25 protein-coding genes are annotated in these 22,484 nt (G+C 54.1%); 18 read left to right on the top strand and 7 right to left on the bottom strand.

The features are described from left to right. Positions 1 to 94: 94 nt before the first annotated feature. From PSJE_RS30400 to PSJE_RS07070, 13 genes are all read left to right on the top strand, one after another. Positions 95 to 787: a UDP-N-acetylmuramate dehydrogenase gene (locus tag PSJE_RS30400; protein ID WP_139212652.1), complete on the top strand. Its 693-nt coding sequence runs from the start codon at positions 95 to 97 to the stop codon at positions 785 to 787. A gap of 2 nt (positions 788 to 789) precedes the next feature. Further along, on the top strand, positions 790 to 1,854 hold the full coding sequence (locus tag PSJE_RS07125; protein WP_090454151.1) for a polysaccharide pyruvyl transferase family protein: 1,065 nt from the start codon (positions 790 to 792) through the stop codon (positions 1,852 to 1,854). Positions 1,855 to 1,860: 6 nt separating this feature from the next. After that, positions 1,861 to 3,093: a hypothetical protein gene (locus tag PSJE_RS07120; RefSeq protein ID WP_090454149.1), complete on the top strand. Its 1,233-nt coding sequence runs from the start codon at positions 1,861 to 1,863 to the stop codon at positions 3,091 to 3,093. A 146-nt stretch (positions 3,094 to 3,239) separates the two neighbouring features. Then, positions 3,240 to 4,277, top strand: coding sequence for a glycosyltransferase family 4 protein (locus tag PSJE_RS07115; protein ID WP_090454147.1), 1,038 nt, complete (start codon positions 3,240 to 3,242; stop codon positions 4,275 to 4,277). A 29-nt stretch (positions 4,278 to 4,306) separates the two neighbouring features. After that, positions 4,307 to 5,041 (top strand): WecB/TagA/CpsF family glycosyltransferase, encoded by a 735-nt coding sequence (locus tag PSJE_RS07110; protein WP_280523321.1) that lies wholly within the window; start codon positions 4,307 to 4,309, stop codon positions 5,039 to 5,041. A 383-nt stretch (positions 5,042 to 5,424) separates the two neighbouring features. Then, complete coding sequence (locus tag PSJE_RS31545) at positions 5,425 to 5,592, top strand: hypothetical protein (RefSeq protein ID WP_224795414.1); 168 nt, start codon at positions 5,425 to 5,427, stop codon at positions 5,590 to 5,592. An 88-nt stretch (positions 5,593 to 5,680) separates the two neighbouring features. Then, positions 5,681 to 6,793: a polysaccharide biosynthesis/export family protein gene (locus PSJE_RS07100; protein ID WP_167362853.1), complete on the top strand. Its 1,113-nt coding sequence runs from the start codon at positions 5,681 to 5,683 to the stop codon at positions 6,791 to 6,793. Between the two features lie 13 nt (positions 6,794 to 6,806). Beyond that, a complete protein-coding gene (locus PSJE_RS07095) occupies positions 6,807 to 7,466 on the top strand; it encodes a YjbF family lipoprotein (RefSeq protein ID WP_090454141.1) in 660 nt (219 codons plus the stop codon). Continuing rightward, complete coding sequence (locus tag PSJE_RS07090) at positions 7,463 to 8,230, top strand: capsule biosynthesis GfcC family protein (protein ID WP_408003759.1); 768 nt, start codon at positions 7,463 to 7,465, stop codon at positions 8,228 to 8,230. Before PSJE_RS07095 ends, PSJE_RS07090 begins: the two co-directional genes overlap by 4 nt. After that, complete coding sequence (locus PSJE_RS07085) at positions 8,227 to 10,311, top strand: YjbH domain-containing protein (protein WP_090454137.1); 2,085 nt, start codon at positions 8,227 to 8,229, stop codon at positions 10,309 to 10,311. Before PSJE_RS07090 ends, PSJE_RS07085 begins: the two co-directional genes overlap by 4 nt. Continuing rightward, the gene (locus PSJE_RS07080) at positions 10,308 to 10,697 is read left to right on the top strand and encodes a VanZ family protein (protein WP_090454135.1); all 390 of its coding nucleotides are present in this window, start codon (positions 10,308 to 10,310) and stop codon (positions 10,695 to 10,697) included. The genes PSJE_RS07085 and PSJE_RS07080 overlap by 4 nt, the downstream gene beginning before the upstream one ends. Before the next feature lie 120 nt (positions 10,698 to 10,817). After that, complete coding sequence (galU, locus tag PSJE_RS07075) at positions 10,818 to 11,651, top strand: UTP--glucose-1-phosphate uridylyltransferase GalU (protein ID WP_057715631.1); 834 nt, start codon at positions 10,818 to 10,820, stop codon at positions 11,649 to 11,651. A 68-nt stretch (positions 11,652 to 11,719) separates the two neighbouring features. Further along, positions 11,720 to 12,181: a phosphohexomutase domain-containing protein gene (locus PSJE_RS07070; protein ID WP_090454133.1), complete on the top strand. Its 462-nt coding sequence runs from the start codon at positions 11,720 to 11,722 to the stop codon at positions 12,179 to 12,181. 38 nt (positions 12,182 to 12,219) lie between these two features. On the opposite strand, the gene PSJE_RS07065 is transcribed toward PSJE_RS07070, so the two are convergent. Then, a complete protein-coding gene (locus tag PSJE_RS07065; RefSeq protein WP_408003758.1) occupies positions 12,220 to 12,849 on the bottom strand; it encodes a hypothetical protein in 630 nt (209 codons plus the stop codon). 71 nt (positions 12,850 to 12,920) lie between these two features. After that, positions 12,921 to 13,295, bottom strand: coding sequence for a hypothetical protein (locus PSJE_RS07060; RefSeq protein WP_235863938.1), 375 nt, complete (start codon positions 13,293 to 13,295; stop codon positions 12,921 to 12,923). Positions 13,296 to 13,761: 466 nt separating this feature from the next. Here PSJE_RS07060 and tal point away from each other — a divergent pair, with 466 nt between their 5' ends. Then, positions 13,762 to 14,688 carry a transaldolase gene (gene tal / locus PSJE_RS07055; protein ID WP_057715632.1) on the top strand — a complete coding sequence of 309 codons (927 nt, stop codon included), beginning with the start codon at positions 13,762 to 13,764 and terminating at the stop codon, positions 14,686 to 14,688. A gap of 204 nt (positions 14,689 to 14,892) precedes the next feature. On the opposite strand, the gene rssC is transcribed toward tal, so the two are convergent. The 3 genes from rssC to PSJE_RS07040 all read right to left on the bottom strand — a co-directional run bounded on the left by rssC (position 14,893) and on the right by PSJE_RS07040 (position 17,635). Then, positions 14,893 to 15,375 carry an anti-sigma factor antagonist RssC gene (gene rssC / locus PSJE_RS07050; RefSeq protein ID WP_057715633.1) on the bottom strand — a complete coding sequence of 161 codons (483 nt, stop codon included), beginning with the start codon at positions 15,373 to 15,375 and terminating at the stop codon, positions 14,893 to 14,895. Then, positions 15,375 to 16,556, bottom strand: a complete 1,182-nt coding sequence (gene rssB, locus PSJE_RS07045; protein ID WP_057715634.1) for a two-component system response regulator RssB — start codon at positions 16,554 to 16,556, stop codon at positions 15,375 to 15,377. The genes rssC and rssB overlap by 1 nt, the downstream gene beginning before the upstream one ends. A 389-nt stretch (positions 16,557 to 16,945) precedes the next feature. After that, a complete protein-coding gene (locus PSJE_RS07040) occupies positions 16,946 to 17,635 on the bottom strand; it encodes an MlaA family lipoprotein (RefSeq protein ID WP_090454130.1) in 690 nt (229 codons plus the stop codon). 202 nt (positions 17,636 to 17,837) lie between these two features. On the opposite strand from PSJE_RS07040, the gene pcrP reads away from it, so the two are divergent. Together pcrP and PSJE_RS07030 are read left to right on the top strand one after the other, a co-directional pair. Further along, positions 17,838 to 18,458 (top strand): HAD superfamily inactivated hydrolase PcrP, encoded by a 621-nt coding sequence (gene pcrP, locus PSJE_RS07035; protein ID WP_057715636.1) that lies wholly within the window; start codon positions 17,838 to 17,840, stop codon positions 18,456 to 18,458. 112 nt (positions 18,459 to 18,570) lie between these two features. Then, positions 18,571 to 18,834, top strand: a complete 264-nt coding sequence (locus PSJE_RS07030; RefSeq protein ID WP_057715637.1) for a DUF4404 family protein — start codon at positions 18,571 to 18,573, stop codon at positions 18,832 to 18,834. Positions 18,835 to 18,885: 51 nt separating this feature from the next. Here PSJE_RS07030 and queF read toward each other — a convergent pair whose 3' ends face one another. Then, positions 18,886 to 19,716 carry an NADPH-dependent 7-cyano-7-deazaguanine reductase QueF gene (gene queF / locus PSJE_RS07025; RefSeq protein WP_090454128.1) on the bottom strand — a complete coding sequence of 277 codons (831 nt, stop codon included), beginning with the start codon at positions 19,714 to 19,716 and terminating at the stop codon, positions 18,886 to 18,888. Between the two features lie 61 nt (positions 19,717 to 19,777). Beyond that, on the bottom strand, positions 19,778 to 20,299 hold the full coding sequence (copI, locus tag PSJE_RS07020) for a copper-resistant cuproprotein CopI (RefSeq protein ID WP_090454126.1): 522 nt from the start codon (positions 20,297 to 20,299) through the stop codon (positions 19,778 to 19,780). A gap of 155 nt (positions 20,300 to 20,454) precedes the next feature. Between copI and PSJE_RS07015 the strand changes: the two genes are divergently transcribed. Further along, positions 20,455 to 21,135, top strand: coding sequence for a heavy metal response regulator transcription factor (locus tag PSJE_RS07015; protein ID WP_090454124.1), 681 nt, complete (start codon positions 20,455 to 20,457; stop codon positions 21,133 to 21,135). Beyond that, positions 21,135 to 22,484 carry a heavy metal sensor histidine kinase gene (locus PSJE_RS07010; RefSeq protein ID WP_090454122.1) on the top strand — a complete coding sequence of 450 codons (1,350 nt, stop codon included), beginning with the start codon at positions 21,135 to 21,137 and terminating at the stop codon, positions 22,482 to 22,484. The genes PSJE_RS07015 and PSJE_RS07010 overlap by 1 nt, the downstream gene beginning before the upstream one ends.

Raw genomic sequence — 22,484 nt, 5'->3', positions numbered from 1 at the left:
AATTCCTGGTAATGTAGGAGCATCTCCGGTACAAAACATCGGTGCTTATGGAGCGGAAGTAAGCGAAGTCATAGAAAAAGTAAACTGTTATGACTTGAAAAATCATACTTTCCTCACACTCAACAACCAAGAGTGTGAGTTTTCATATCGTCAAAGCATTTTCAAACGTCGGCCTGAGCTTCTGGTCTTATCAGTAGATTTCATACTTCTACCAAAGCCATTTACTCAGCTTTACGCCAACAGAAGCTTACTATCATGTACACGAACGGTGATTAAAGAGGCTGCCCTGGCAGTACTGCTGATAATAAAATCAATTCGCATTGGAGCTTCTACATCATGGAAGCTTAAAATGAACTTTGATTACGTTAGACGATTCTTGGCGTTGAGCATAATAAGCCCTACAATCAAAAGAGCCATGGTTAAATACATTCGGCAAAAAACCATGCCCGACCCTAAACACATAGGCAATAATGGTTGTTTTTTTAAAAGCCCGGTAGTAGAGCGAAAAGAAGCGGCAAGAATACAATTGATAGACCCTGCAATAAAAACATATGAGGAGTCAGATTCTCACTTAAAGATTTCAGCAGGTGATTTAATTAAATCATGCGGCTGGGCCGGGCGCAGAATCGGCAACGTAAGCATTGATAAAAAACGACCACTTGTCATATTAAACCATGGTCAGGCTTCATCGGTGGACATCTTGAATTTTTCATTGCTAGTTCAATCTAGCGTAACTCAAAAATTTCAATTAAAAATTGAACCAGAAGTGGTAATTGTTGCGGAATAATTATGAAAAAAGTCTATGTCATCACATTCCAGAAAGCATTAAATTATGGTGCTGCTCTACAGGCTTATGCACTTGCGAAATATCTTCGCTCATCGAATTTTGAGGTGGAAATAATAAACTATGCACCGACATACTTTCTTCTTCAGACATATCGACCGGCAAAGGGGATAAAGAAAAGCTTCGACAAGCTCAAGAAAATTCTCGCTTTCAGTGCTTTTTCTTCAAAGCACTTACCGCTAACAAAAAACATATACTTTACATCAAAATCTATAACAAAAATAAGCGATGGCGATGCGTTCATATGTGGCAGCGATCAAATATGGAATTACCGTCTGACCGGTGGAAAATTCGATAAGGCTTTTTTCTTGGATTTTGTGCCAGCTGATTCTCGTAGGATTGCGTATGCCGCCAGCGCGGGTAGTATACGAGTCCATGACCATATCTCCGAGGTTAAAGAATTAACGTCAAAATTCCATGCAATAGGGGCACGTGAAGAAACGCTGGCCTCTGACTTAGAAGGCATGATCGATAAAACCCGCTTAACGGTTGTCGTTGACCCATCACTGTTGATCAAAGACTACGTCGACGTGTTTGATCAACGGCGCATACCAGTTACAAAATACATCTTGAGCTACGTTGTTGGCTCAGGAGAAATGTTGGCTAGATATGAGCAGGCGGTAACAGAACTCAAAAAGACTACGGACATCCCAGTCATTCACATTGGCGCCAAGCATGTAAACTCCGCAGACATTAATATATTAGATGTCTCCCCCGGCGAATGGGTATCCTTTATTAAAAATGCGGATTTTGTTATAACAAATTCATTTCACGGCACTGCATTTTCAATAAACTTCGAAAAACAATTTATATTTATCCCCCACATAGTTGAAAACCTGAATGCACGCCAAACAACCCTTCTTGCGAGGGTAGGCTTAATGAACCGATGTGCCCTTCACACGAAAGATATAAAATTCGACAAGCAAGCCATTAACTACAGCGAAGTAAGTCCAAAGCTAGAATCCGTTGTACATGCCTCTAAGCAATTTCTGCTTGAGTCACTAAGGTAAGTCAAGATGAAATTTGATTTAAAAACCTGGACACTAATAATATATTTATCTTTTGCTTTTGATTCCCTGCTGAAGCTGAATATGGGTGTACAACTCCATATAGGCATTTGCGCAATATTATTGACCAACGTCGTATTCCTCCTTACATCGCCCAACAAAACAATAGCCCCCCTGAAAAGAGACTATAGTTTTTCTATACTTATCGTCTATTGCTTTTTAAATGGAATCTACTTTAGTCAGCCAGGTTTTTTATCAATCCTTACCTACCTAATCATAGCAACCAATGTAATGATTTACTGCGCTAACACCTTTAGATTTTTAGACGGGAAAGTGCTCCACTATTTTCAAGTCATTATGATCATAACGGGGATTGGCCAATATCTCAGCTTTAAGCTTTTCGGAATTCAATTAAGCTTTATCAACGCAGAGCACTACGAAAAAGGTTCATCCGTTTCATATCGCCTGCGTGGCTTTTTTATTGAACCCAATTGGTTCGCCATATCCTTTGCATTCAACACGTTATTATTAATAAAAACCAACATTATTGCCTTTATAAAAGAAAACAAGGTGCTTTTTCTTGCCACTGTATTAACTATAATATTAAATGGATCACTTACAACCATTGCAATTTTAGTAGTCATATATACGCTACCTTTAATGAAGAAATCCCCTGCAAAAGGAGCACTCGTTTCTGTCCTTATGATTTCCGTTTTAGCCGGGGTATTTTCATTTAGAGGCGCAATAAATCAAAAAGACGATAATGATAGCATTCTCAACCAAGCTTCGCGATGGATTCCAATTACTCGAGTAATTGATTTTTATGCAGAAAAAAACTATGAAAATCTCTTGATCGGTCATGGGCTAGGGAGTTGGGGAACAGTAGCGGTGAAGAACCGACTTTCAGTACTGGTGTATGATATTGATGACGACGCTCGCGATGGTAGTGAAACACCCGTTATCCTCTTTGAACTTGGACTTATTGGACTGATAATTATAATCTGGGACTCCCTACGATTATTTTTAAAGTGTCCCCGCAGTGAGTTTCATATAAGAGGGGGTATTATTTTATTTATTGCCTGCCTAGCCTTCTATCCGACGCTTAAGTTTTGGATGTATATGCCTTACTATTTCTACATGAGAAGAATTGCCTACGAACCTAAACCTCTATCATCTTCTCAAGCAAGACCTCGAACTAATCCACTACCAAACAGCTGGAAAAATCAGACATCACAGTATTAAGAATATTCACAAGAGCGAAATCTTTGGTATTCGGATCCATTCAGCTAGATACCAGAGTCTTATACCAGCACAGATTGTTTGTTCAAAAAATCTTGAAAACTCATTAAAGTTCGACACAATCCAATCGCGAGTGGCTCTTCAGTAACATGAAAAAGAATTATATGAATTACAGCGTTTGGCATTTGATAAACGATCCGGACCCTACGCGAGGCGGGGCACAGCGTATTCTTGATCTGTTAAATAGGAACTCCGTTCAAATATTCAGCAAACTAAGCTCCGGAGGTGTGTTCACGAAATTTTTGCCCAAAAAAATCAGATGGGCTCTGCACCTTTCGTTACGCACACTAGCGAAACCGCCTCAGGTGGTTTATATACATAGCCGGTGTTTCTTACCATTCGTTTATTTGTTTAACATTCTTAATGTGCGTACTGTTTTTTATGGGCACGCACATTATCGGACTGGCAACTGGATGTTCAGAGTTTTCAAGTGCCGGGAATATATCGCAGTGTCAAAATCAGTAAGAGATTATTTCGTTGAGCTCGGCATCCCCGCCTCTAAAATCGAGGTCATTTATAATCCGTATATGGGAGGCGATTATATTCAACCTCCTCCCCCCGCCACGTCGCCGTTAAGAGTAGGATCCATTGGAGGTCTACATACATGGAAGGGTTTCGACAAAGCCATTAAGCTACTGGAGCGGTTTGCGAGAAACAATGAACTACCCCTTCAGTATAAAATAATCGGCCGAGGCCCCGAACTGGATAACCTTTCCAGGCAGGCTTCAGTATTACCACCTGAAATCAATGTCGCTTTTTTGGGTTACAAGCAAGCCCCTTACTCATGCCTTATAGATACGCCCATCATTATAATCCCGTCCCTTGAGGAGGGCTTTGGGCTCATAGCGATTGAAGCAATATATCAGGGTAAAATTTTATTATTCTCGGATATTCCCGCTCTCCGTGAAATATGTTCAAACGACCCAATTTCATTTGCTTTCAATGTGCACGCCCCAGAAAGCTTCTCTTTAGCTCTCAAGTCCGCCGTGACCTCGCTGCCTAAAATTCAGAACATTGAATTAATTGAAAATCGAAAAGCTTACATACTTGAAAAATTTGGTATGGAGCGTTTTCTTAATAGCCACCAGCTATTTCTAGAACGTCAACTCCAGACAAGCTCGACTTAATTGTATAATTTATAGCGCAGGCAACCAAAGTGAATCCACTGTTCGTTTTTGGCATGAAAGCTAACTCCATCTCAATGTCTGAATCTGTTAGCTATATAAAAAATCGGATTAAAGACGGAACATTTACGCAACATTGCGTGATAAACGTTGCAAAGGTCGTCAACGCCCAGTCGGATTTAGAGCTAAAGGAGTCTGTTAATAGCTGTCATATTGTAAATATTGATGGGATGGGTGTCGTTTTGGGTGCCCGCTTTCTCGGCCACTCAGTGCCCGAGCGCGTCGCGGGTGTCGACCTGTTTCATGAATTGCTGGAGATGAGCGCCACCAACCAATTTTCGGTGTTTTTGTTGGGCGCCAAGGACGAGGTCGTTTCCACCGCCGCCAGCAAGGTGAAAGCGCTTTACCCAGGGCTGAAAGTCGCCGGGTATCACCATGGCTATTTCTGGGACGACGAAGCCGCACTGGTCGAGAAGGTTCGGGCTTCAGGTGCGCAGTTGCTGTTCGTCGCCATCACCTCGCCGATGAAGGAAAACTTTATCAACCGCTGGCGCGATCAGTTGGGGGTCACCTTTGTGATGGGGGTGGGCGGAACGTTCGATGTGGTCGCGGGGAAGGTAAAACGTGCGCCGCAATGGATGCAGAATTACGGGCTGGAATGGCTGTACCGTGTTATCCAGGAACCCGGCAGGATGTGGAAGCGCTACTTGACCACCAACAGCAAGTTCGCCTGGTTGCTTATAAAAGAAAAGCTTAAGCGGTCTTGAATATCATCGCCGTACTCGTGGCGCGGACGGGTAATGTTAGAAACAGTGGGTGCGCGTTATAAAACGTCAGACCTGTCAGGCGTCCTACGCAGGTATTCTTAAGGCAATAATCGCAAGATAAACCTCATTGAGGATCGAACCAGAGGTCCACTCTCATCGAGTTCGAATCAATACTATCCTTAACGTTAATGGACGCTCAGCGTTTTTGGCCTTGCACGCTCGCTTCTTAGTTTCACCGCCAATACCGACGATGCATCAAAAAGGAATCTACCATGACCAAACTTCTTGCTTCCGCTCTATTGCTGTCTTTAAGTGCCTCCGCTTTAGCCGCTGAGCCCCCTGCAGCGTCTTCCGCTCCAGGCACACCTGCAAAAAACACTTCTTTGAATCAGTCCACCCCTCTCGTGGGCAGCCTGTCCACAGAGGCTGCTCTCGGCCTCGGCGCCGTGGTTGTCGCCGGAGCCGCTGCACTGTCATCCAGTGGTGGCAGCAGCAATGGCGGCGGCACTACCGGCACTACTGGTACTACCGGCACCACCGGTACACGCTAAGCGTACCGCGAGGTCGATAGCCTTCCACCACCCGGAGCAATCCGGGTGGTTCAGCTCTGATGTGTTCCCTCCACAAGTGTCCTCAATCATGATTCGTAGTTTGTCGCTCGCTGTGCTTGCAGGCGTAGCCCTGCAAGGCTGTATGTTCTCACCCGGTCAACACCTGGATACCAGTCAGGTCGGCCGTGATGGCTCACCGGAAAGCAGTCGGATCGAGTTGATTCCGATAACGCCCAAACTGATTGCCCAGAACGCGGCGACAAAAGTGCAAGCCTCGGTGCCAGCCGAGTTGTTGGCGTTCAAGCCGGGGGCTTACCGGATTGGCGCCAATGATGTGCTGTACATCACGGTGTGGGACCATCCTGAGTTGACTGCACCATCGGGTGCGCAACAGCAAATTGATGCGAACGGTCGCCTGGTACGCCCGGACGGCACCATGTTTTACCCCTATATCGGCAATATTCATGCCGCAGGTAAAACCATCGAGGAGCTACGCGGTTTTATTGCCGAGCGCCTGACACAATTCGTCGACAGCCCCCAGGTTGACTTGAGTGTTTTGCGGTTTGCCAGTCAAAAAGTCGTTATTTCCGGCGCCATTTTAAAAGCCGGTCAACAACCCATAACCACGTCGCCACTCACTGTCGTCGAAGCCATGGGTATTGCGACTGTCGATCCATTGAATGCCGACCTTGCAGGCCTGACACTGACCCGGGACGGACGTGAGTACCCTCTCGACCTGGACTCGCTAAACAGCAAAGGCTCGCTGTTGCATAGCGTCTATTTAAAAGACGGCGATCAGTTGTACCTGCCCTACAACGACCGGAAAAAGATCTACGTCATGGGTGAGGTCAACCAGCCACGGGCACTCACGTACAAAATCAACCGGATGAATCTGGCGGATGCGATCGGAACGGTCGGTGGACTGAACCAGACCACTTCCAACGGCAATGCACTGTATGTCATTCGAGGTGCGGAAAGCCTTGAAACCGAGCCGGCAAAAGTCTTTCAGCTGGACGCCGAATCGCCGACCGCGTTTGCTCTCGCCACCCGCTTCGATCTGCAACCCCAGGACATTGTCTACGTCGGCCCTGCAGGCGTGACCCGCTGGAACCGCTTGATCAGCCAGTTGCTGCCCTCGGCCGCTATCCTGGGTACCGGAGCGGCAGCTCAAAACAATCTCAGTGAAGCCAGCAGTCGATAAGGTTTGAGCCGCTTTGAAAACTTTGCGTAACAGTTCATGCCTGGCGGTGGGTTTACTGCTGTGTGGCTGCAATCCGTTGATGCAGGCGTCCCTGGATACCTTTAAAGCCGCCACACTGGGCGTCCAGCCGCTGCAAGTGACTGCAGCGCAAGTGGAGGCCGTGCCCTATGCGCAGATCAAGGTCACCACGGACGTCAGCGAAGGTGTGCTGGCGAAGCTTCGCCAGCAGGACGACCTGGAGTTCTGGGTCGCCTCCGGCAAGCAAGTGCTGTTGATGCGCGATGGTCTGGTCGTGCGCACTGTCGGCCTGAGCATCAATCTCGATGGCACGCGCTTCGACGGTGAGTCGCCGTTCAAGCGTGGCTTGCAGCAATTGCCCGACGGTTACAGCAGTACCCGCTGGATTGATGTCTATCAGGGTCCGCGGGTCGGACTGGCTGTTAACAGTCGTTTCAGTCGACAGGGCATCGAAACCGTCACCATCCTGGACAAGGACTATGCGTTGCAGCGCATAGATGAACGCGTCGACATCCCCGAGCTGGGATTCAAGGCCACCAACCGTTTTTGGGTCAGGCCTGACGATGGCTTGATCCTGCAGAGCGAACAATATCTCACGCCGGAACTTTTCTTGAAGATTGTGCAATTGCGCCCTGACCGGGAGACGGCTCGGTGAGATATTCGAAAACGCTGTCGGCTTGCCTGTTGCTGGCAAGTTCTACGATGACTCAGGCCGCTGTCACGGTCACGGGTGATGTACAAGACGCCGGATCCTTCACGTTCGTGCCAGGCACGCGCTTGCTCGATGCCGTCAGCGAGGCACGCCCGAACGCCGAAAGTTACTGGTTGGCCGCCGCCTGGCTGCACCAGCCACTGTTGGAGCAGCAAACCCGCCTTAAGGCCGGCGTGCTGTTCGATCTGAAGTTGCTTCAACGTGGGGCCTTGCTTGAAGAAAAAAGCAGCCTTGCGGCCCTGGCTGCGCGTCTGTTTGAAGAGGTCAGCCGACTGCCCGTTACCGGCCGCAAAGTCGCGGTGCTCGACCCCGTGGCGCTGGAGGTTGGGTTCGCCCGCAATTACTCGCTCAGTGACGGTGACCAGCTGATTTACCCCCTACGCCCGACGACGGTCACTGTCCTGGGTGCAGTTGAACAGCCCTGCACGCTGCCCTATCGCGCCCTGCTGCCAGCCCAGGAATATCTCAAAAGCTGTCTGCCGGTGACCGACGCAGATGCCGATTACCTGTGGTTGATTCAGCCCGATGGCCTGGTCAAGCGAGTCGGCAACGCCGCCTGGAACCGCGAAGATGGGGTGATTGCCGCCGCCGGCAGCACAATTCTGGTGCCCGTGCGCAACGATGATCTGGATTTGCCCACACCCGACTTGAACGAGCAGCTTGCTCAGTTTCTCGCCACCCAACCGCTGCCCGAGGTGGCCCCTTGAAGTTACGTTTTGCCGCCGTAGTGTTGTTGCCCTACAGCTTGGCTCATGGAGAGCCGCGTTTTACCCAGAATGATTTCGGTGGTGTGGGTTTGTTGCAAACCCCTACCGCACGGATGGCACCCGCCGGCGAATTCAGCCTGAACGCCAACCGGACAGACCCTTACTCGCGCTATAGCATTTCAATACAGCCCCTCGATTGGCTGGAAGGTAGTTTTCGTTATACCGCTATCAGCGACCGTAAATACGGGGCCGAATCATTCAGTGGCGACCAGAGCTATAAAGACAAGGCGGTCGATGTCAAAGCCCGCCTCTGGAAAGAAAGCCACTGGTTGCCCGAGGTCGCGCTCGGTTTTCGGGATGTCGGGGGCACCGGCCTGTTTTCCAGCGAATACTTTGTGGCGAACAAACGTTACTACGACCTGGATTTCAGCCTCGGCGTTGCCTGGGGTTACATCGGTAACCGTGCGGACCTCGAGAACCCGCTGGGGTACATCGACGAGCGCTTTGATACACGCCCGGTAAACACCGGCGCGGACGCGGGCAACGTCAATACCGGCTCGTATTTTCGCGGCTCGCCCGCGTTGTTTGGCGGTGTGTCCTATCAGACGCCCTGGGCGCCCTTGAGTTTGAAACTCGAGTTCGACGGTAACGACTACAAGCACGAGCCGCTGGATAATAGCCTGAAGCAGGACTCGCCCATCAACATCGGGGCGGTCTTCAAGCTAAGTGACTCTGTCGATCTGACCGCCGGTTGGGAGCGCGGCAACACCGCGTTGTTCGGCATCACTTTTCATACCAATTTCGCCAGCCGCAAGGCGCCGGCCAAGCGCTACGACCCCGCTGTCGAAGCGCTGCCGGCACACGCGCCAACTGCGCCGCTCGACCAGGTCGACTGGGCGGGGGTTTCCAAACGATTGGAAAACAACGCCGGTTATAAGGTCGAGCGTATTGCTCAGCGCGATTCCGAGCTGATTGTGTATGGCGAGCAGTCGCGCTATTTCTACTCAGCCAAAGGTGTGGGCCGGGCCAGCCGGATTCTGGACAACAGCGCGAATGACGAAATCGACTGGTTCACGCTGGTGAACAAGCGTTACGACATGCCCGTTGAAGAAACCAGTGTGCCCCGCGAAACCTTCCGGGAAGTGGTGAATAACCAGCAAGACCTTACTGACCTGCACCGCACCACCGAATTGAACCGGGCCACGCCACACATTGAAAACACGCTGTACAGCCAGCCCCTTGAGCGTTTTACCTATGGTATCGGCTTGGGTTACAAGCAAAACATTGGTGGTCCCGACGGTTTGCTGTACCAGTTGACCGCTGATTTGGACGCAGAATACCGCTTTACCCGCAACACGTGGACGAGCGGGGTCATAAGCACCAATCTCCTGAACAACTTTGATAAGTTCACGTACGACGCGCCGAGCAATCTGCCCCGAGTGCGGACCGATTTGCGCAAGTACGTCATCACCTCTGATGTAACAATGCCGACATTTCAACTCAACCATGCCAAGCAACTGGATCAAGACTTGTATGGCATGGTGTATGGCGGTTATCTGGAATCAATGTTCGCCGGGGTCGGTGGTGAATTGCTGTACCGCCCCATGGGCGAGCGTTGGGCCGTGGGTGCTGATTTGAACTTTGTACGCCAGCGTGACTTTGACCAGGGTTTTGGTCTGCGCGATTACAACACCACGACCGGTCACATCACCACCTATACCGAACTGCCGTTCGACTTGCAGGCTGCGGTCAGTGTTGGACGCTACCTGGCGCGCGATTGGGGTGCCACGATCGATCTGTCGCATGAGTTCACTAACGGCGTGAAGTTCGGTGGCTGGGTCACCCGCACCACGGCCTCGAAAGAAGAGTTCGGCGAGGGTAGCTTCGACAAAGGTATCTATATCTCGGTCCCCTTCGACGAGTTGATGAGCGTTTCCACGATGCGTCGCGCCAACCTGGTCTGGGCTCCGCTGACCCGCGATGGTGGCGCGCGTCTGAACCGCCAATATTCGCTGTACACAATGACCAATGGCCGCGACAAAGATGCGTTCTATAAGAACTTTGAGAAAATCACCGAATGAGTTCGTTGTTCCTGGGCATAACACAACTTCCCCAATGGATACGAACTCTGATTTTCATCAGCGTTGGCGTGGTCTTGCTGGCAGCCGGGTTGCGAGCGCAGCCCATTCCCGAAGCCTTTGTCCAGGAAGACAAGCTGCATCACTTGATAGGCTTTTTCGCTTTGTCGTTTAGTTGCCGGCTGGCCTTCCTGCGGGTCAACGTGCGCTGGATCGCCTTGGGCTGTCTGGTGACGGGTATCCTGATCGAGTATGCACAAGGACTAATGCCGCTGCGCACAGCATCACCTTACGACGCCCTGGCGAATGCTGTCGGTGTGCTGATCGGCTTGATTGTGTGGCGTTGTAAGCACCCAATCAAACAGTCCGCAGAGCTCCCGGGCACTTAAGACCATGGCTTCGTCCGTGAGCATAGCGAGAATTGGGAGGCTCTGCCCATTGGCGGGGGCATCTGTGCTGTCCGCAGAAAATGACGGCTTCTCTTATACATTGGAAAAAAGGACGCTTCTATGATCCGTAAATGTCTATTCCCTGCTGCCGGCTATGGCACGCGCTTTCTGCCCGCCACCAAGTCGATGCCGAAGGAAATGCTGCCGATCGTCAACAAGCCGCTGATCCAGTACGGTGTTGAGGAAGCACGGGATGCCGGCCTGCAGCACATGGCGATCGTCACCGGGCGCGGCAAGCGGGCGCTGGAAGACCATTTCGATATCAGCTACGAGCTGGAGCATCAGATTCGTGGTACCGACAAGGAGAACTATCTCAACGGTACTCGCGAGTTGATGGATACCTGCACCTTCTCTTACACCCGTCAGGTGGAGATGAAGGGGCTTGGGCACGCCATTCTCTCTGGCCGTCCGTTGATTGGTGATGAGCCGTTTGCAGTGGTACTGGCGGACGACCTGTGCTTGAACCTGGAAGGCGATGGTGTGTTGTCGCAGATGATCGCGCTCTATAAGCAGTTCCGTTGCTCGATCGTGGCCATTCAGGAAGTACCCAACGACCAGACGCACAAGTACGGCATCATCGCCGGCGAGCAGATTCGCGAAGGTATTTACCGGGTTAACAGCATGGTTGAAAAGCCTAAACCGGAAGATGCCCCGTCCAATCTGGCCATTATTGGTCGTTACATTCTGACGGCCGATATCTTTGACTTGATTGCTGATACCGAGCCCGGCAAGGGCGGTGAGATCCAGATCACTGACGCGTTGATGAAGCAGGCACAAAGCGGTTGTGTCCTGGCATACAAGTTCGAAGGTCACCGCTTTGACTGCGGCGGAGCGGAAGGTTATATCGACGCGACCAATTTCTGTTATGAGAATTTGTATAAGAAAGGCCTGTAACCGGTAATTTTCAGCTCTTGGGTGCCGCGTTTCTGAGCGGCCATAAACCTTTTGCAAGGCAGACCACTATGAACGCTTCCAGATCACCGATCGACTCTGTCTATAAATCGCTGGACCCTTTTGCACCGGGCAATATGGTTTTGGGGCAGGAGTTCACCGAGGGCAACAGTGGATTGATGGCCTGGTTGCGGACGTACGAAAGAGCACCCTCCTCTACCTCCCCTCAACCCAGATTGCTGGTGGAACGCATCGGGCTTTTCCCCTCCTCCGGGGACATTCGATGTGCAGTCAGTAATCCGACTGCCGTACTGACGCATCTTCGTTCGTTGTACGCCAGTAAAGCGCTGGACGTAGACGAGAGCGACGGCCTAAGCCTGACGTTCACTGAATGGCGCTTCAAGATCCACCTCTCGCAGACCGAGCCAGAAATCGTGCTGAACGTTGAGAGTCGTGGTGATGTTGCGCTGATGCAGTTGAAAACTGCAGAGCTGCTGGCCCGGATTGATGAGAAAAGCAGTAGTGAGTCCTAGCTCCACCCTCTTGCCGGGACTCAACATCACGCCAATCGCTATAACCGTGACGGCCCGCCAGAACTGCGCCAATGAGGCTGCATAAAAGCCTTTTCTGCCCCCGACAGAGTCACTGCCAGCGAGTTCAAGACCCCCTCGGCGGTGTACTTGGGAATGCTCGTACTCAGTAGAATCCCCGCTAGCCCCAGCGCCAGGGCCGGCAAAGGAATCTTGCGGATTTCCCTTCTCTCCAGCCTGAAAAGAAAGACGCACGCCGCGGCTGATCCCACAACCGCCCCGGCAATCGCTTCCGGCAGAGGATGAATCGTCTGACCGACATACTGGATGCTGAACCACCAGGTCGACAGCAGCCCCGCTCCCAGCGCCAGCCATCGAAGGCGATGATCCAGTTGGCGCAACAGCAAACTCAGTACAACGGTCGACACCAGGCAAGCGTTCATTGCGTGGCCACTGATGACCGCGATATCCAGGCTTTCCAGGCCGATTCCCCAGCCCTTGAAAAGCACTTTACTGAAACCTACGACGAAATAGGCTACGAACAGTACGCCTAGCCATAAGAGGGCGAGTTTTCTGGATGCCGTGCACCATAACCAACCCGCGACGACCATGGCCGCTGGAAGCATGACTGTGATTCCGGCGTATTGTGCGATGTACAGTTTTGACTCCAATCTACTTCCTCACGCCTGATGCAATTTTCCAGTGTAATGGACACTGGGCGCGTGTTCAGTAGATACAGCGCTCATCGATCCGAAAAGCACTTCAGACGGTTCTCTACGACAAGCACCGAATAACTCGCGATGTGCATTGCCAGTCCGTCCTCTACCAGCGCGTCCAGCAAGGCAGCCTGTGCCGCGAAGCGCAGGTCGCGGTTGAGTTTTCGAGAGGCGTGCATCTGATCGATCAGAACATGCGTCACTTGATAAGGAGTGTTAACCCTCAGACGTCCCAGCCAGACAGGTAGTTTTTTTGCAGTTTTAGTCTGCTTGATATCCTGTACGCCTGTTGCCTTGTCCGAAGAGGGGCTTTTCGAAACTTCCACGATCTCTTCAAACACGTTGGTCAACTTTTTTAATGCGTAGCCGAGCATCAGATCATCAAACGCATCCAAAAACATATACCTCTTCACTTTGTGAAGTCATTTCCACCATGCAAACACTTGCTATTATCACACTACACTTTATTCGCTTTATATATTTGACGTATTCTAACGATCACACCTTATTAGATAACACCCCACCAACAACAAGATTACCTTTGCGGCAACTTAGTGGACTTTTTATAACAATCACTGAGGGCGCAACCAAACTATATAGAATTCAAAAATTTAGCGGCATTACACCCAGGGCACAGTGGGCGTTATCAGAAGATTCAGGTGTCAGGTGATCTGATTGCAAGGCGATAACCGTCAGCTGAGTTGAACCTGTGAGCCCGCCTGGCATCCTATTTATCGATACCGCCCCCCACCTTTCAAACACCTGTTTTCAGGTTGTTGCCATGGGGGGCATTGATACACGTACACGCCCTTGAGTGGCTGTCAGCGCTCGGGTAATGTCATCAGACCCATAGGACAGAGCACGCCCATGACTTCCAAGCTGGAACAACTCAAACAAATGACAACCGTGGTTGCCGACACCGGCGACTTCGAAGCTATCGCTCGCGTTAAACCCGTGGACGCCACCACCAACCCTTCCCTGCTGCTCAAGGCCGCGGCCATTCCTGCGTATGCCGAGCTGCTGAACGCCTGCGTCAATGACTGCAAGGGCGATGTGGGCCTGGCCAGCGACCGTTTTGGCGTGGCCGTGGGGCAAGAAATCCTGAAAGTGATTCCGGGCCGCATTTCCACCGAAGTGGATGCGCGCCTGTCGTTCGACACTGATGCCATGCTCAAGCGTGCGCATCGCCTGATCGAGCTGTACGACAAGGCCGGTATTGGCCGCGACCGCGTGCTGATCAAGATCGCGTCCACCTGGGAAGGCATCCGCGCTGCCGAGATCCTGGAAAAGGAAGGCATCCAGACCAACCTGACCCTGCTGTTCTCCTTTGCCCAGGCGGCCGCTTGTGCCGACGCCGGGGTGTTCCTGATTTCGCCGTTCGTGGGCCGTATCTACGACTGGTACAAGAAAGCCAACGGCAACGACTACACCGGCGCGGATGATCCGGGCGTGCAGTCGGTGACGCGTATCTACAACTACTACAAGGCCAATGACTACAAGACCGTGGTCATGGGGGCGAGCTTCCGCAACCTGGGCCAGATCGAGCAACTGGCCGGCTGTGACCGCCTGACCATCAGCCCGGACCTCATCGACAAGCTGGCCGCGGATACCGGCAAGCTGGAGCGCAAACTGGCGCCTGGCCATGCCGGTGAAGCGCGCCTGAGCCTAAACGAATCGCAGTTCCGCTGGCTGTCCAACGAAGATGCGATGGCGACCGAGAAACTCGCCGAAGGCATTCGTCAGTTCGCGCGGGATCAGGAGAAGCTCGAGGCGTTGTTGCAGGCCAAGCTGTGAGCTGAGCGGGTGTAATGCAAAAAGGGCGAACCTGTGAGGGTTCGCCCTTTTTTGTATGTGCTTGGTGACTGGCAGGACGCCATCGCGAGCAAGCTCGCTCCCACAGGAGTTCGCGGGATGACTGAGGTCGTGTGCTAAACGAGGACCTGTGGGAGCGAGCTTGCTCGCGATGGGGGTCTGGCTGACCCACATCAATTCAGGGGATCAATGGCGTTCGAGCGCATTCACCAGGTCATGGAAGGCTTCACGATTGGTGTCGTTCAGGCCCATGAGGATCTTGTGCGCTTCGAGCACCTTGATCCGCACCACTTCTTCGGACTGATCCTGGTCTGGCAGGTCGTCCAGGCATTCCGGGCACGGCACCGGCTTGTCAACGATGTTGAACACCTGCTCGAAGCCCATGGACTGCAGCAGCCGCGTGATGTCTTCGTGGGTGGTGACGACGGTCGGCAGCAGGCCAACCTTCTGCCGCGACAGGATCGACAGCTTGGCCAGCAGGCCAAGTGTGGTGCTGTCGATGCTGCGGGTTTCGGTCAGATCGATCACGATCGAATTGAAATTCAACGCGCTGAAGATCCGCTCAATAGTCGCATCCAACGCCGAACACAGGGTCAGGCGAACTTCACCGACGAACTTCAGGACGAAGGTGCCATCCTGCTCGGCGAACTGGATTCTACCGGTACTCATCAAAGATTCCTGCTCAACACCAACAGGGCGATATCATCCGGCATCTCCCCTAGCGTGGCCAATCCAAAAACCTGCCGCAGCCCATCCAGGGTGCCGCCCGCTGCCTTGACCCGTTGGGGCAACGCCGCTTCTTTCTCTTTGAGTGTGGGTTCTGGCAAAAGATCCAGAATGCCATCAGACATCAGCGTCAGGCTGAACGTCGGTGGCAGTTCCAGCACGTGGTCTTCGTAGGTGGCTTCGTTGAAGAGGCCCACCGGCAGACCACGCCCTTGCAGATAACGAACACTGTCTGGCGTGTACAACACTGGCAACGGCAAATGACCACCGATGCTATAGGTCAACAAACCGGTCTCCTCGTCGATGACTCCACCGACCATTGTGACGTGTTTACCCAGCTTACAACTGATCAGGCCCCGGTTGATATGACCAAGAACCTCTGAAGGCTTGAATTCCGGCAGGGTGCCGCTGCGCTTGGACTCGAACAGCAAGCGCGTGGTCATGAACTTCAACAGCACGGTGACGAAGGCTGAGGAGGCGCCGTGACCGGAAACGTCCGCCAGGTAAAAGGCGACCCGGCGCTCGTCGACCCGGAAGTAGTCGACGAAATCACCCGACAGGTACAGCGACGGGATGATCTGGTGAGCAAACTTGAACTCGTCGATGGTCCAAGGACTGACCGGCAGCATGTTCATCTGCACCTGGCGACCGGCGTTCTGGTCCTCCTGGAGCAGGTTCAGGCTGGCTTCGAGCTCGCGATTGGCCTTCTCCAGCTTCTCGCGGTAGCGCTGGTTCTCCAGCAGCAGGCGCGCACGATCCAGGGCCCGGCGCACAGAGTGCTCGAGCACCGCCAGATCTTCGAGAGGCTTGATCAGGTAGTCCGCCGCGCCCAGGCGCAGGGCTTCGACCGCGTCATTCATAACGCCGGCACCCGACACCACGATCACCGGGGTTTGCGGCGACAGTTCGGTGACCTGGCGAATGAGTTCGAGACCGCCCATCTGCGGCATGCGCAGATCGCAGATGACCAAGTCGGGCTTGTCTTGCTCGAATACCTGAAGACCCTGCTGACCATTGCTGGCCTGCAAGACGCTGAAACCACTGTCTTCCAAATAGGCGGCGAGGCTCGCGCGCACTACTTCGTCATCATCGATTATCAGCAGCGTGGCACTGGTTTTTGGCATGTGGGCAAACGGCGCCAGAATTAGGTTGGCGTAGCAGGCGGGGATTTTGGCCCGGCGCTGACTACTGGATTCGCTTTCTAGCCTCTCTGTAGCACCGCTTTCGGGCAATTGCCCTACACACGTGTTCACCAGAGGTGCCCTTCTAAGGCGCAGACGGTACTCCCATCCGCGGGGCGTTTCAAGCTCACGCCGATGGTCGCTTGACGTCTTTATTTGTCAAATCACCGAGAGTTATAAGAACAGGCAAATCCGTAACCCAATGGAAGGTTAGAACCCACGAGTCAAACCGGCCGGGACTACAGTGAAAACCGCGATTTCATCCGCATGCGGGTCTTCGCAGACAAAAAAGGCGGCCTTGATGGCCGCCTTTTTCAGTTTACCGGTCGAGATCAAAAATCGTCTTCGACCTGACCGTCTTTCACCTTGAATTCACGGTTCTGCAAGTACGCATTACGGATGAAGGTGTACTTGTCGCCGGTGATCAGCTTCTCGCTCGACAGCAGGTTGGCACGGGTATCGATGATGTCCAGGGCGTAGAACGAGTTACGCACCGGAACGTCGTTTATGTAACGATAAGCGCCGGTGTAGCTGTCGACGTACTTGGACGGCGCATCACGCAAGGTGCTTGGCCCCAGCAGCGGCAGCATCACGTAAGGGCCGCTGCCGACACCCCAGTAGCCCAGCGTCTGACCGAAGTCTTCGTCATTGCGCTGCAGGCCCATTTTCGTGCCGACATCAATGACGCCCAGCAAGCCGAAGGTGGTGTTGAAAATGATTCGCGCGGTATCAACGCCTGCGGCACGAGGTTTGGCCTGCAGGATATCGTTGGCCAAGTTGCGCACATCGCCGATATTACGGAAGAAGTTGTGAACGCCGTCTTCGACAAACTGCGGCGTCACGTACTCGTAGCCCTGGGCCAGGGGTTTGAGCGCGTAGGTGTCGATCACGTCGTTGAACTTGAAAATCGGGCGGTTGACGCTTTCCCAAGGATCCTCTTCCGTGGCGGCCTGGGCAGCGAACGGAACCAGCATCACACTGGCGCATACACAAATCCTGGCTAGATGATTGCTCCAGCGCATAGAAAAAAAACTCCTTGGTTTGTACTGGCTCGGGCACTTGGCCCAGGCAATAAGTTGGCAAGTATAAGACGTAAACGCCGTTTAACGCACTTTGTACGAGATCCACACGGAAGGAATCGTGCCAAATGTGAGCGTTTCACATCCATGTCATTCAACTGTCACCGTCGTCCACTAGCCTTCAGGCTATTTCAGGGACGTCCACATGCCGCTCGCCGAAGCCTTGCCCCAAACCGCACCCAGCCTGACCGCCGTACTGTTCGGCCTCAGTGGCTGCCTGGTGGATTTCGGCGCGCACACGCACCGGCACGGCAGCCACTCGGCCGAACACGCCGAGGCCACGCCCGGCGCACTGGATAGCCTGCGCAGCTTGCAGCGCCAGCAAATCCCCTGCGCCTGGCTCGATGAACTGCCCCCTGCCCTCAGCCAATCCCTGGCTGCGGCGCTGCCGGAATGGATCAAACCCTCGCAACATTCAGCTACAAACAACCCATGGCCCGCCCCGAATGCCTGCTGGCACGCCTTGATGACCCTGAACGTCGAGCGACTCGATGGCTGCGTACTGGTGAGCGGCGAACCCCGTTTGCTGCAAGCGGGGCTCAATGCCGGGTTGTGGACCATCGGTCTGGCGTCCTGCGGCTCGCTGTGCGGGCTGGCGCCCGAGCAATGGCAAGCGCTGCCCCCGCAGGAGCGCGACATCAAACGCGCCAAGGCGACGATGCAACTGTTTGGTCTGGGCGTGCATTCGGTGATCGATCACCTCGGTGAACTCGATACCTGCCTGGCCGATATCAGCTTGCGTCGGCTCAAGGGCGAAAAGCCCTGATCGAGATCATGCACGTTGGGCGCGAGTGGATTAATCTAAAGGTCAGACATCGACCTTTGGCCTGCCGCCATGGTCTATGCCAGTGCCTATCGATAAAAGAAGGAAGAACGCCATGCCTGCCCGCGAACTGCAAGAACAGCTCAATGCCCTGCGCGAGCAATTGGAACAGAATCCTCCATTGTCCGAAGCCGAACGCGCAGAGTTGAACGAACTGATGCAACAGATCGAGTTGAAGCTTGAACTCGAAACCAAAACCCAGGATTCCAGCCTCGCCGATGGCGTCAACCTGGCCGTGGAACGCTTTGAGCTCGAACACCCTACCCTTGCCGGCACCCTGCGCAACATCGGGCAGGCCTTGGCCAACATGGGGATCTGAAACCAACAATGCCTTTGCAGGAGCGAGCTTGCTCGCTCCTGCAGGGTTTCGTTACTGACGGACCAGGCGATGGTTCGGCAGCTGCACCTCTTCAGTGCTGCGATACGGGTTGATATCCAGCCCGCCACGACGCACATAACGCGCATACACCGTCAGTTTCTCTGGCTTGAGCAACCGCTGCAGGTCGAGAAAGATCCGCTCTACACACTGCTCATGGAAGTCCGAGTGCTGGCGGAAGCTGACGATGTACTCGAGCAGGCTCGCATGATCCAGCGCCGCGCCACGGTACTCCACCGCGACGCTGCCCCAGTCCGGCTGGCTGGTGACCGGGCAGTTGGACTTGAGCAAATGGCTGTGCACGCTCTCCTCGACAATGCGCGAATCATCGCAACGCAGCAGTTCCGGCCGTGGATGCTCGTAGTTGCTGACGCTGATATCCAGTTCATCGATGCACACGCCCGGCAAGGCCACGACGCCTTCGCTCTCGACCTCCTTGAGACTGCGAATGCGTACACCCACCGGCTTGCCCGCAGCCGCCGACAAGTCCTTGGCCAGCGTCGCCTCAAGGCTCGCGGTATCGGCAAACGGCGTCTGGTTCAGGGAGTTGAGGTAGAGCTTGAACGACTTCGACTCGATGATGTTCGGCGAATCCGCCGGAATGCTGAATTCGCCGATCGCCACCACCGGCTTGCCCGACGGCAGCAGCCAGGACAGCTCGAAGCAGTTCCAGAAGTCCACGCCTTTGTACGGCAGGGTTTGCGCCGTCAGGCCCAGCTCCGCCCACTTCGCGGTGCGCGGGATCGGGAACAGCAAGGACGGCGTGTAGGTGGCGATGTATTCGCTGGACTTGCCCAGCGGCGAGTGTTCGGCTGCGGGATGCATGGCGGAAACCTGACTGAAGAATCAGCGGATTCTATCAGCCTTTGCTCCCGCCTTTGAGTGCTTACTGACTGACAGTCAGTTTGCCGACCATGCCGGCCTGGTAATGACCGGGAATATTGCAGGCAAACTCAAGGCTGGTGGCCTTGCTGAAGGTCCAGGTCAGCTCGGCGGTCTTGCCCGGTTCCACCAGCACGCTGTTGGGGTCATCATGCTTCATGCCGTGGTCCATTTTGCTGTGATCCATGCCGGCCATTGCCTTCATTCCGGTTGGCGCCAGCATGCCGCTCTGTTGCATCTGCAACATTTCCTGCTGGTGCCTGGCGTGCAACGCCGCATCCCCCAAGTTGAACTCATGCAGCAACTGGCCTTTATTGACCAGCACGAAGCGCACGGTTTCCCCGGCCTTGATATCGAGGGACTTCGGCGCGAAGGACATGTCCCCCATCTCCATCTCGATGCTGCGGGTCGCCTTGGCCGCCGAGGCCGGTTGACCGAAATCGTAGGTATGCCCGGCGTCTGCCCACACCGGTGAACTCAGCGCCAGCAAACATAGGATTTGCGCCACGGATTTGCGTAAAAACATCGTCATACTCCAACAAGTTAAGGCTCAGCATGCGCAAAACTCTAAACTGCTGCCACTGCCCGTAACCTGACAGCCAGATTACAACTTTGTCAGGTTGCCCTGTGCGAATGCTGCCCACGGTATAAAGCCTTCGTTCCACTTGCCATGAGTCGCCCATGAAACTGCTGATCGTCGAAGACCAACCGAAAACCGGCCATTATCTGCGCCAGGGCCTGACCGAGGCTGGGTTCAACACCGAACTGGTGGCCGACGGCAACACCGGTCAGCAATTGGCCCTCAGCGGCGAATATGCCCTGCTGATTCTTGATGTGATGCTGCCGGGTCGTGATGGCTGGCAGATTCTGCAAGCGGTGCGCAGCGCCGGCCTGGACACGCCGGTACTTTTTCTGACCGCCCGTGACGCCGTGGAGGACAGGGTTCACGGCCTCGAACTGGGCGCCGATGACTATCTGGTCAAGCCGTTTGCCTTCTCCGAACTGCTGGCCCGGGTCCGCAGCCTGTTGCGTCGTGGCAGCGCCACGCCTCAGGAGACCAGCCTGCAACTGGCCGATCTGCGCCTGGACCTGATCCGGCGCCGGGTCGAACGCAGCGGCCAGCGTATCGACTTGACCGCCAAGGAATTCGCCCTGCTGGAAATGCTTCTGCGCCGCCAGGGCGAAGTCCTGCCCAAGTCGCTGATTGCGTCCCAGGTCTGGGACATGAATTTCGACAGCGACACCAATGTCATCGAGGTGGCGATCCGTCGCCTGCGCCTGAAGATCGACGATGAATTCCCCAACAAGCTGATCCATACCGTACGCGGCATGGGCTACGTCCTTGAAGAGCGTCCCGCCTGATGCGCCGTCTCTCCTTGAGCAGCCGCCTGGCCCTGCTGTTTGCCGCATGCACCGCTGTGGTCTCGTTGTTCGCCGGGGTGCTGTTCAGCCGCGCCAGCGAGGCGCACTTCGTTGAACTCGACCAGCAACTGCTGGACGGCAAGCTGATTGGCTTGCGTCGGGCCCTGCACGACTTACAGTCGAGTGACAGCGAAGTGAAACTGGCCGAGGAGTTGAGCCGGCAGGCTGACCTGTCCCTGCGAATCACCGGCAGTGACGGCCAGCGCTGGTATGACAGTTCGACCAACATTCCCCAGGCACTGCCGCGCCGGTCCGGATTGTCGACGGTGAGCCATGAAGGCACAGATTACCGCGTCCTCAATGCGCCGCTTTTCGCGGACAAACCCGAGTCACCGCAACTGACCCTGCTGTTGGACATCACCCATCACCAGCACTTTCTGCAACGCATGCAGCATTTGATCTGGCTGACCGTCGGCCTGTCAGCCCTGGCCACCGCACTGCTGGGCGCCTGGGCGGCACGCAGCGGTTTGCGCCCGTTAAGGCGGATCAGCGCGGTGGCCAGTGGTGTTTCCGCGCAATCGCTGAACTCGCGACTACCTGAAGAAAACATGCCGCCGGAACTGGCGGAAATGGCCCACAACTTCAACGCCATGCTCGGACGCCTCGACGACTCGTTTCAGCGCCTGTCGGCCTTCTCCGCCGACATTGCCCATGAACTGCGCACGCCATTGTCGAACCTGCTGACCCACACCCAGGTCACCCTCACCCGCCCTCGCCCCATCGAGGACTACCGCGAAGCCCTGCACAGCAACCTCGAAGAGCTGCAATGGATGGCGCAACTGGTCAACGACATGCTCTATCTGGCCAAGGCTGACCATGGACTGTTAATCCCCAAGCGCGAACCGCTGGAACTGGGACAGGAAACGGATCTGCTGCTGGAGTTTTTTGCGCCGCTGGCGGAAGACGCGCAGGTAAAACTGAGTCGCGACGGCAATGCCCGCATCGAAGGTGACCGCAGCATGTTGCGCAGGGCACTGTCGAACCTGCTGGACAACGCACTGCGGTTCACGCCGGTCGATGGCGAGGTTCGGGTGCGAATCGTCGATCAGCCCAAAGAGTTGCGCCTGACTGTTGAAAACACCGGCCAACAGATTTCCAAAGATCTATTGCCGCGCCTGTTTGACCGGTTCTACCGGGCCGATCCTGCGCGTCGTGAAGGCAGTAGCGAACATGCGGGACTGGGACTGGCGATCACCCAGTCGATCATCCGTGCCCATGGCGGGCAGATTCGTTGCGAATCGGAGAATGGGTGGACGCGGTTTGTGATCGAGTTGCCAAGGGGGGATTGA

The sequence above is a fragment of the Pseudomonas jessenii genome, assembly GCF_002236115.1.
In the GTDB taxonomy this organism is placed as follows: Bacteria; Pseudomonadota; Gammaproteobacteria; order Pseudomonadales; family Pseudomonadaceae; genus Aquipseudomonas; species Aquipseudomonas jessenii.
Note: the sequence above shows the minus strand (reverse complement) of the source record. Positions and strands in the feature narration are given on the sequence as shown.